We start from the raw sequence: 8,071 nt of genomic DNA on the forward strand, positions 1-8,071 counted from the left end.
CACCCTGACATTCTTCACCGCATCTGACTTGCATATTTTTGCGGTCTGACAACAGTTGTGTATTTTACCTGCTTTTCTCCCTCTTTCTTAAACCCCTACCCTTGAAAGGTAGGGAGTGGGGAGTAGGCAATAAAGTTGCCCTTGGGAGGAACATCCCTACTCCCTCGTTAATCTGAAAATCCAGCATTTAATACTGTTTTGAGCATGAATAAACTTGACACTATCAAGATTAAATTGATACGATCAATACCCTTAATTAATTTTTGTGTTACACTAAAACAACATTGCTATTGTTGAGCAAGTAAAATATAGCAATATATTTTTCCTTTAACTAAGCAAATTCCCGGCAAGGTTGGTATTAATTGAAAATTCAAGCGTTAGAAGTCAAAGCTGGCGATCGCATTATTGCTTACTGCAACAACAAAATGCAACCCTGCAAGGTAAAGCGCATTTTAGATCCCGGTCAAGCTAATATCACACTATCAGTATTCACCTCTGAGAATTATCGCGGATGCTCAGTTTCATCTATAGTCCGCTTCCAAAGCAACGCCTTAGTTGATTTGGTAAGTTAAAAATCAAGTAAATATTCCATCTCAAAAATATTTCTAACTATTGTCCAGCCTCAAGCTGGACAAAAATTTTGTTAAAGGTAGGTTGAAAACCCTGGAGAAACAGCAACGTAGTTGCCATATTTTATACTTTATATCAGAGAATTTCTGTTTTGGTAACAGATTTTTTTAGCGGCTACCGAGAACAGGGAATGAGAATAGGATTTATTGTGAGGTACAAGAACCCCGACTTTTCAAAAAAGTCGGGGTTCTGGGGATCTGATTGAGCAATATTCGCTCTACAAAATTTAGAATAAGATGAGGTTACTAATTATTTGGCAATGGAAGTTTTAAAAGTTACAACTAAAATCGATGAATCAGGATATTTAAATCTTAATATTCCAACGCAGTTAGCGGCGGTTGAAGTGGACATTGTAGTTGTTTTGAATCCAGTTTCCTCAGAGGAAAAGCAACCTAGTTATGATTTCTCCGATTTAGTGGGGCGATTAACTTGGCGGGGAGATGCGGTAGCAATGCAGAGGAATCTACGCGATGAGTGGTAATCGCTACGTGTTGGATACGAATGCGATAGTAGCTCTGCTTCAAGGAAGTTCTCAACTTATTCAATTACTTCAAGGTGCTGATTGGATTGGAGTTTCAGTTATTAGCCAAATTGAATTTCTCGCGTTTTCTGGGCTGAGTCAAGAGGATTACCAGCTTTTTGAGCAGTTTTTGCAACGAGTTGAGGTTGTCAATTTAGTGGCGAGTGATGCTGTTTTGATTAAGAAAATCATTGAAATTCGCCAACAATATCGGTTGAAACTACCAGATGCAATCATTGCAGCAATGGCGATCCAAAATTCAGCAAGTTTGGTGACTGCCGATCAAGAGTTTGCGAAGGTAACAATTTTAACAGTAATTAATTGGTAGTCCCTACACAATAAGTAAAAAAGTCAAACAAAAATTCTGTAGCTTAATCGCCGCAATGCTCAAGCGATAAGCAAAAGAAAGCTTTGGCTATCTTTTTCGATCTAAAAACGATGTCTACGATGAGCTATGCCTACGCACTGCTAACAAGGCATAGTGCAGGCTAAAGGTCTTCTGAGTCCTTATGTCAACCCTAATTGAGATGATCTTACCCTGGCAAAGCGATGCCTACGGCGTGCTTATATACCAGACGCTCCGCAAACGGTAACGCATTACTTAAGATTACCTTCCAATTGATGGCTTTTGTTAATTCTTTTTCACATCACGAGCCATGTTGAGGTAGTAGTCGTCAATTTTGGCATTAGGACGACGGCGGTTAGTGGTAGAAATTTTAACAGTGTTATCCCAATTAGTTTCAACTGGCTCTTTTGCAGAAGCTTGTTTTATACCTTGCACTTCATCAGATTCCAAGAAATAACCAGAACTACTAAATCCGAAAAGCTTGGCAAAAAAACCAAATAAATTTCCTACGGAATTGGAAACACTTTTGAATAGAATACCAAACAAGCCTTGAAGACGAAGGAACAAGTTCCGAACAGTTTGAGTTAAACGAAACATAACAGCACCCTCTATGATTGCCTATTATCATTGTGACTTAATTCCAATAGGAGCGAATGGTGCTATGCAAAAAATCTACCAGGCGTAGGCGTGAGAGCAACGAGAACTTCTTACAGGTTACATTTGCAACATTTCTATTTGGCACTACTAACTCTATAACTGCGTCAACCATATTGCAGCTAAATTACTGTATCAGTTTTCCTGGTGCAGCAATTTAACCTTGATATGGAATTAAATATAACCAATAAACCTTATTTAGTCAGTAGACGTAATGACAACTCAGTTCTGGGGAAAAACCATAGAAATCAATGCTACTCTAACTAACTTACTATTTAAGCCTATGCGTAGAGGTTTACTCCTATGTCGCAGCAAGCTACGCAAAGCGTCTAGAGTGCCTTTCGTTCGTCAAGGTTGGTGGCTTTTAAGGAAGCGTCTGTTGCCATTATTATGTCTGATATCATTTCTTGCAGTATTGCTACTCAATACTTTTGCTCCTGCTATTGCCCAATTGCCTCCTCAACCTCGTCAAGAAATTCGGGGGGTGTGGCTGAGTGGTAACGATTTTAGCGTTTTCCGAAATCGCTCAAAGGTGCAAGCAGCTATGAGCCAACTGCGGCAGTTAAACTTTAACACCGTTTATCCAGTCGTGTGGAACGATGGCTATACACATTACCCCAGCGCCATCATGCAAAAAAAGGGTATTCCCTTCTTCTTCAAGGGAACAGATGGACAAGATGTGATTGCAGACATTATCAGCCAAGCCCGCAGAGAAGGTCTACTAGCAATACCCTGGTTTGAATTTGGTTTCATGGTTCCCCTAACTTCGGAACTTGCGTCGCAGCATCCAGATTGGCTGACACAAAAACGGGATGGGACTCAAACTTCAATTAGTGCTGCGGGTGAAGTAGCGTGGTTGAATCCGTTTCACCCCGAAGTGCAAAAGCTTATCACTGAACTCGTGATGGAAGTCATTACTCAATACGATGCTGATGGCGTTCAATTTGACGACCACATGAGTTTACCTGTGGATTTTGGCTACGATAAGTACACAATTAATCTATATACTCAAGAAACTGGCAATCCTCCTCCACCTAATCCCCAAGCCCAAGCATGGATAAAATGGCGGGCAGATAAAATTACTGCATTCATGGTACACCTCCACCAAACCGTGAAAGCTAGAAAACCAAATGCTATCTTCGCAGTTTCTCCCAATTACTATGATTTTGCCTACAAGCTGCAACTGCAAGACTGGCTGAACTGGGTACGGTTGGGTATTGTGGATGAGTTGGTCATGCAGGTATACCGTAATGATTTAGAAAGTTTTATCGCTCAAATTAATCGCCCAGAAATTTTAGAAACCCAAAAAGTCATCCCAACTGGTATCGGTATTATGGCTGGGTTACGAAATCGTCCAGTTTCCATGCCACAAATCCAATCCCAGGTACAAGCAGCCCAAGAACGCGGTTTAGGTAGCGGCTTTTTCTACTACGAAAGCCTTTGGGATATCGCGCCTGAACCAGCAGCACAACGCCAGTCAGCATTTGCGGCTCTTTTCCCAAAACCAGCGTTACGTGATATCTCTCAAAATACACCCCGAAAACCAACTTTTGATACTATATCCCTACCTTTATATCCAAAACCTTCCCTTGGTCAACGTGTTCGCGGCTATTTTCTAGAAATGGCGATCGCAAATGGTCAACCAAAGCGTATCTTATTAGATACAGGGTCAGCAGGGCTGCGAGTTCCCAAAGAGTTTTTAGGTAATGCTCCAATCCGCAGAACGGGAGAAAATATCAAGGAAGTATTAAGTGATGGTACTATCCTAGAGGGAGAATTAGTTTATACTAATGTCCGATTTGGTTTGCTTCCCGCCGCAGAACCCGTTCCGGTACAAATTGTTACTAGCCGCCAATGTATTGCCCAAAAGCCTAATTGTTCAGCAAAGAGTGGTGCGCCATTTTCCGGTATTATCGGTGTCAACTATTTTGAAAAGTCACTTCTCTATAATCCGTTGAGAAAATTACCAGGCAATCTGAGTAACGGATTTATAGTGATGGGAAATGGTGGTAGTAACAACAATGGCAGCCTAATTCTCGGTTTGACTGCCAATAATCAAGCAGGTTTCAAAATGGCTCCTTGGAGTAAACAAAGTGAAATTAATGGTGTACCCGGTAACAGATGGGACTCTCAACTGAGCAAAGTTTGTTTAACTCTTGCTGGGAGTTCTGCTAAAAATTCTTGTAATGGCAAAATGATCACTGATACTGGAACCATTAATGGTTTGACTGAATTTAAGTCAGCTTCCACAGCAGGTAAACTCAAACCAGGAGTATTACGTTCAGCAAATGCTCTGAAAGTAGCAATTAATAGCATTTTTGATTACAGCTTGGCACCAGGAACCCGCGACGGATTTAATCGCTGGAATTTGAGTATCTCGCCGCAGTCAGAACTTCCTATATTTGTAAATACTGGCATCGCATTTTTTGATAAATACGATGTCCTCTTTGACCAAGTTAATGGAAGACAGGGTTTTCGCAGTCGGCGGTAAGAGGAAAGTAAACCCGCATTTCTCACTCTTCTCAAGGCGTTTGATGGAGGAGAAGAGAAGTAATGAGTAATGAGTAAAAACTTCTTACTTCTTACTTCTTACTTCTTACTTATTACTTATTACTTCTTACTCATTACTTCTTACTTCTCCCCTGCACAAGCGCAGACTTTAAGAGGTGTGGTGAGAAATCCGGGTAAAGACTTCCTCTCTCAGATAGCCTTCAAAACTAATTTTCCTGAACCAGCAAAACTGATTTCACGGGACGCTTGATAGGATTTCCTTCCAAATCAACCTTCCCGTAAAAGGTTTTGCCCTTGTAATAAAGTGAAGACGAACTCCCGCCATCCAGATTCATCGCTTGATCAGCACCAAGAGTTTTCATAAAATCAGCTAATGCTGGTAAGGATATCCCAGAGTTAGCAGGAGTCGAGGGTTTTTGAGCCACCATAACTAAAATAACGCTGCCATCACGGGTTATACCCACAGCAGTCCTGGCATTGGGTTGGTTACTGCCAAGTGCATCTCGTTTATTGGCATTATCCACAAAGCCCTCTTTTACTGACGTGAGTTCTGGTAATAGACCTGGGCCAGCACCGATAGCATCGACTAACTGACAACCTGCTGGTGGTGACTGACTATGTAGGGCAATGGAATAGCGGATAGTTTGCCCACATAAGTAGCGGCGGAATTCTGCACGATTGAATATTTGACTCAGGTAAGGTTTTAAGTTGGGATTGTTCACCAGTCGCTCATTTTCCTTGGGGTCAGCTACCAACTTCCCTTGTAGGCTGACATAGGATGTAGATTTTTGGTTAACTGGGTCAAAAAAGCCTGCGTTCAAAATAGCTACGGCTCGATGCTTCTGGGCAAATTCCTCTACAGTGGCTACCTTCTGTGATAGTGCAGGAGTCACCAAAAATCTGCTATTCGCTGGAATTAACAAAATGTGAGCGATGCTTTGGGGCAAAGTGCGCTCGAAGTAGCGAATAGTTTTTGGTGGTGAAGATGCAACAGTCAGTATTGACGGTGTTGAAGAACGCAAATTAAACCACAACACCATTGTCAAACTAATTAATATCAAAGCCAGTAGTTTGATTTTTCTCACATTTAAATCCACTGCGTTAATTAGCTTATCAAGTTTGGTTTCATTTATCTTGCTAGTTTCTTACAATATTAGGTTAATTTTATACACAACCGTAAAGGAGTGGTACAATGACAGCGACATTTAATCTTACATAAAAGTTTAGATTGCCGCAGCACTAGAGTTATTAAATACACCAAAATTTCCTAATACACAAAATAAAAAGTTAAAAATAACACTTAAAGCAATCATGTTTAACTGAAAATTATGCAATGAGAGGATATTAGGGGAAGATGCTTTAAATAAATCATTAGCATTTAAAAAAACTTAAATACTTTCTAAGTAGTTCCGAAACTAGATGTAGCAATGATGTCAAAATGAATAATTTTTATCTGATGTGTGTAATTCTATGGTAAAGCGATCGCTCCAAGCATCACTCCCTGGGATTGAACAAGCTAAAAAAGCGTTTGCTCATAAGGGGTGGACACAAGACAACTTGGCTTTTGAAGTTAACTTAAAGACTCGCCAACCAATTTGGCGATTTTTTACTGGGCGTCCAGTTGAGCGTCATATCTTTATAGAAATTTGTTCTGTGTTGTCGTTGAATTGGCGGGAGATTGCGGATAATCCTCCAGAAGAATTAAGCGAATCAAAAGAACTTGGTGCTGCTGAATTTTTAGATATTGATGGTCTAGTACAATTTGTGCGATCGCAACGCTTCGACAAAATTCAAGACCAGTGCGGCACTTTGCAGTTATTAGATGTTACTCGCCCGGTCATACTAGACGATATTTACATCGATGTCAACATTTTGGAGGAGATTGCTAGCCTTCAATGGTTAGAGTTTGCTGATTTGCAAAAGTTTACATCAAAAGAATTCGATCGCTTTGGTTTAGGTGAAGTATCCCAGACACAAATGGCGGGAATCGCAGCAGTTCAAACTTATTCAAAGCTGCGGGTGTTGGGTAAACCGGGAGCAGGTAAAACCACTTTTTTACAACATCTGGCGATTCAATGCAACCGAGGGAGATTTGCTGCAAATCGGGTTGCCATTTTTGTCACCTTAAGAGATTTTGCCGACGAAACGAGAGTTGCAGGAGAGTTCAATTTACTCAATTATATTTGCAAGGAATTCCTCACCTGTGGAATTTCAGATCCATCTGTGCCGGAAACTTTGTTGTTGGAGGGCAGAGTGTTGCTATTGCTGGATGGATTAGATGAAGTACTCCATCAAGAAAGCATTGGTGTCGTCAATGAGATTCGCAGACTATCTGAAAAATATCAAAAGAATATGTTTGTCGTCACCTGCCGCACGGCAGCTAAAGCTTTCAACATCAGACGCTTTACAGATGTTGAAATTGCCCCTTTTAGTCAAGATCAAATTGTTGCTTTTGCTCAGAAGTGGTTTACAGCAGTTACGAAAACGAACATCCAGGATAAACAAGAACAGGCATTTGAGTTTATTGAGAAACTAGAGTTACCTGAAAATTTGCAATTTCGGAGACTTGCTGTCACTCCCTTGTTTTTGCATCTCGCCTGCTGGGTTTTTCATCACCAGAACAAATTCCCAACCCAAAAACCTGCATTTTATAAGCAATGTTTAGACCTTTTACTCGGCAAATGGGACAAAACTAAACCAATTGAGCGGGATGAAGTATACCAAGATTTTTCATTACCACAAAAACTTAAGTTGCTGAGTCAGGTTGCTAGCGCAACATTTGAGCAGGGTAATTACTTTTTTGAACAACGTATTGTTGAGCAACACATTAGCGATTATATCGGTGATTTGCCGAATGCTTCCACAGAACCAGAGGAATTGCAATTAGATAGTGAAGGGGTACTTCAGGCGATAGAGTTGCAACATGGATTACTCGCAGAACGAGTGCGGGGTATTTTTTCTTTCTCTTATTTGACATTTCAAGAATACCTGACTGCTCGAAAAATCGTTGCCAGTTATAATTTGCAAGCATTAAAACAACCGTTAGAAAGTTTGGTAACTCATATTACTGAACCCAGGTGGCGTGAAATCTTTTTGTTAACGGTTGCTATGCTACGGAATGCAGATTTTTTGGTACTGTTGATGAAGCAAGAAATTGATGCGTTAGTTGCTCAAGATCCATATTTGCAAAAATTTTTAAAGCATCGAAACATTGAGCATCACTGGCACTTCAGCCCACAGCAACAGCAAGTATTGCAACAATATGACGATGCCAATCAGTTGCTTCTCGATTGCCTCAATAGCAACTGTGAGGTAACAAGCGTTGTGCGGCAAGAGATTGAAGCTAGTTTGTTGTTGCCGAGAAAAGAACTCTCCAAGCGAGAATGGCAGGGCAGGGTGGTTTCATACAA

7 protein-coding genes are annotated in these 8,071 nt (G+C 40.7%); 5 read left to right on the forward strand and 2 right to left on the reverse strand.

Annotation, left to right across the window (positions count from 1 at the left end):
* Positions 1-362: 362 nt before the first annotated feature.
* The 3 genes from A4S05_RS36260 to A4S05_RS36270 all read left to right on the forward strand — a co-directional run bounded on the left by A4S05_RS36260 (position 363) and on the right by A4S05_RS36270 (position 1,478).
* Positions 363-572 (forward strand): hypothetical protein, encoded by a 210-nt coding sequence (locus A4S05_RS36260; protein WP_069074593.1) that lies wholly within the window; start codon positions 363-365, stop codon positions 570-572.
* A gap of 317 nt (positions 573-889) precedes the next feature.
* The gene (locus tag A4S05_RS36265) at positions 890-1,111 is read left to right on the forward strand and encodes a hypothetical protein (protein ID WP_069074594.1); all 222 of its coding nucleotides are present in this window, start codon (positions 890-892) and stop codon (positions 1,109-1,111) included.
* Positions 1,101-1,478 (forward strand): type II toxin-antitoxin system VapC family toxin, encoded by a 378-nt coding sequence (locus A4S05_RS36270; RefSeq protein ID WP_069074595.1) that lies wholly within the window; start codon positions 1,101-1,103, stop codon positions 1,476-1,478. The genes A4S05_RS36265 and A4S05_RS36270 overlap by 11 nt, the downstream gene beginning before the upstream one ends.
* A 303-nt stretch (positions 1,479-1,781) precedes the next feature.
* On the opposite strand, the gene A4S05_RS36275 is transcribed toward A4S05_RS36270, so the two are convergent.
* Complete coding sequence (locus tag A4S05_RS36275) at positions 1,782-2,093, reverse strand: threonine dehydratase (RefSeq protein ID WP_069074596.1); 312 nt, start codon at positions 2,091-2,093, stop codon at positions 1,782-1,784.
* A 271-nt stretch (positions 2,094-2,364) separates the two neighbouring features.
* On the opposite strand from A4S05_RS36275, the gene A4S05_RS36280 reads away from it, so the two are divergent.
* Positions 2,365-4,641 carry a glycoside hydrolase family 10-like protein gene (locus tag A4S05_RS36280; RefSeq protein WP_084227390.1) on the forward strand — a complete coding sequence of 759 codons (2,277 nt, stop codon included), beginning with the start codon at positions 2,365-2,367 and terminating at the stop codon, positions 4,639-4,641.
* A 226-nt stretch (positions 4,642-4,867) separates the two neighbouring features.
* Here the strand turns inward: A4S05_RS36280 and A4S05_RS36285 are convergent, their stop codons facing one another.
* Positions 4,868-5,746, reverse strand: coding sequence for a phosphodiester glycosidase family protein (locus A4S05_RS36285; protein ID WP_069074599.1), 879 nt, complete (start codon positions 5,744-5,746; stop codon positions 4,868-4,870).
* A 385-nt stretch (positions 5,747-6,131) separates the two neighbouring features.
* Between A4S05_RS36285 and A4S05_RS36290 the strand changes: the two genes are divergently transcribed.
* On the forward strand, positions 6,132-8,071 hold a 1,940-nt coding region (locus tag A4S05_RS36290; protein ID WP_069074597.1), incomplete at its 3' end, for an NACHT domain-containing protein.

Origin of the sequence: Nostoc sp. KVJ20 (assembly GCF_001712795.1) — a bacterium.
In the GTDB taxonomy this organism is placed as follows: Bacteria; Cyanobacteriota; Cyanobacteriia; order Cyanobacteriales; family Nostocaceae; genus Nostoc.